The organism is Psychrobacillus sp. (assembly GCF_056205495.1).
Window position 1 is genome coordinate 1 of the sequence record NZ_JBAEAP010000556.1, and the last position, 1,911, is coordinate 1,911.

A 1,911-nucleotide genomic window follows, 5' to 3' on the forward strand; every position below is an offset into this window, starting at 1 on the left:
AGGAAGCGATCGCGGATCTTCTCGTTCAGGAAGCGGTTCACGTCCAAGTGCTGGTCGTCGTAGCAGCGGTCCACGTGACGGTTCTACACAACGTAGCACAAGAACTCGTACACCACGTAACGAAGGCTAATTTTATATAATCCTTTAAGGCGAATCCACTTTGGTGGGTTCGCCTTTTGTGCGCTTGGCATGTAAAAAGATAATGGTTTAGCCTGTATGACTAGTAAATAAAATTAATTTAATGAATCTAATTATAAAGTTGAAACATTTTTGTGTAATATTCGTATACAATGACAAGAGAAGAGGTGGATGATAATGAGAAAAGAACCAATTAATCGAATATCCGTAAAAGGTTTAAGAGTGTGGAGAATTTATGGCATCATACAAACCCTAGTCGTTTTGTTATTAGGCATTGGTACAGGCGTAATCAATTATTTTACGGGGAACTACATATGGTTATACATAGTGGCAGGAGCAGTAGTATTGCTATTTGGATATTTATTCATTTATTTATTTCCAAAGGTAAGATGGAGCAGATGGAGATACGAGGTAAGAGATCAGGAAATAGAACTACAGCATGGGCTATTTGTTGTGAAGAGAACGCTAGTCCCAATGGTTAGAGTTCAACATGTAGACACCGAGCAAGGACCGATTTTACGAAAGTATGATTTGTCTTCTATTACTATCTCAACGGCTGCTACCAGCCACACAATTCCCGCATTAATAACAGAAGAGGCGGATGAGCTAAGGGGAAGAATTTCGGTGCTAGCAAGGGTGGCGGAAGAAGATGTCTAAAGAAAAGTATAGACTTCACCCGATTTCTGCAGTTATAAATTTTGTGAAAGTCTTAAAGGAAATGATTCTACCGTTAATTGTTTTGGTGGTAGTCAATGGTTTTGGAGACGATGCAAACTTTTGGTCTGGACTTTTCACTTACGGCATTTACGGAGTGCTACTCTTGTTCATGCTAATCAGTGGGATTATTAAATGGAGAAGATTTCGCTATTGGTTTGAAGACGGGGAGCTGCGAATAGAGTATGGTCTTTTTGTAAAGAAAAAGCGATATATCCCTTTTGAACGTATTCAGAGTCTTGACTATACGGAAGGTATATTCCATCGACCATTTGGATTGGTAAAAGTAAAAGTGGAAACAGCAGGTGGAGGTCCTACAAAAGAGGCTGACGCTGAGCTTACTGCCATTAGGAAAGAAGCAGCAGAGCAAATAAAGAAAGAAATCATGCTCGCTAAAGGTCAAAATGTACCTATTATAGAAGATGACTTAGAGGTTGAAGAGACAATTATAGAAGAAAAGAAGCCAATTTTCCGAATGTCCACAAAGGATCTACTCGTACTAGCGAGCACTTCAGGTGGTGTAGGAGTATTTTTTTCAGGTCTTGCAGTATTTGCATCCCAATTCTCAGAATTTATTCCCTATGAAACTATTTATAACGAAATTATGATTTTCATCAAATTTGGAGTCCTTATGGTAGTCTTAGTAATCTTCGCTGTTTTACTTATGGCCTGGGTTGTTTCAGTTCTGTTAACCTTCATCAACTATTATGATTTTACAATTAAGATAGAGGATGACGAGATTATTATTACTAGAGGACTTTTAGAGAAAAAGAAAATTACAATTCCTTTAACTCGAATACAAGGGATCCGATTAGTAGAAAACCCTCTTCGTCAGCTTACTGGATATGCTACGGTAACTGTAGATAGTGCAGGAGGATCAATGGCAGAAAAAGATGAAACCATCCGATTACTGCCATTAATAAAGAAAGCAGAGATTTACCCAATCTTAGAAGAAATTTTCCCTGACTTTCAGATGCACCCTAACTTTCAAAGAGTGCCAAGTAAATCTCGAAAATTCTTCTATCGTTTAGATCTATTATGGATTTTACAAGTCGGATC

At 38.2% G+C, this 1,911-nt stretch carries 2 protein-coding genes; both read left to right on the forward strand.

Annotation, left to right across the window (positions count from 1 at the left end; genetic code table 11):
* The first annotated feature begins 315 nt into the window (after window positions 1–315).
* Window positions 316–795 carry a PH domain-containing protein gene (locus AC06OU_RS15710; RefSeq protein WP_340881792.1) on the forward strand — a complete coding sequence of 160 codons (480 nt, stop codon included), beginning with the start codon at window positions 316–318 and terminating at the stop codon, window positions 793–795.
* On the forward strand, window positions 788–1,911 hold a 1,124-nt coding region (locus AC06OU_RS15715), incomplete at its 3' end, for a PH domain-containing protein (RefSeq protein WP_475857030.1). The genes AC06OU_RS15710 and AC06OU_RS15715, both read left to right, overlap by 8 nt.

Bases quoted from the DNA above. Each gene is read 5' to 3' on its own strand.
- AC06OU_RS15710 (WP_340881792.1), top strand. From the start codon at position 316: ATGAGAAAAGAACCAATTAATCGAATATCCGTAAAAGGTTTAAGAGTG.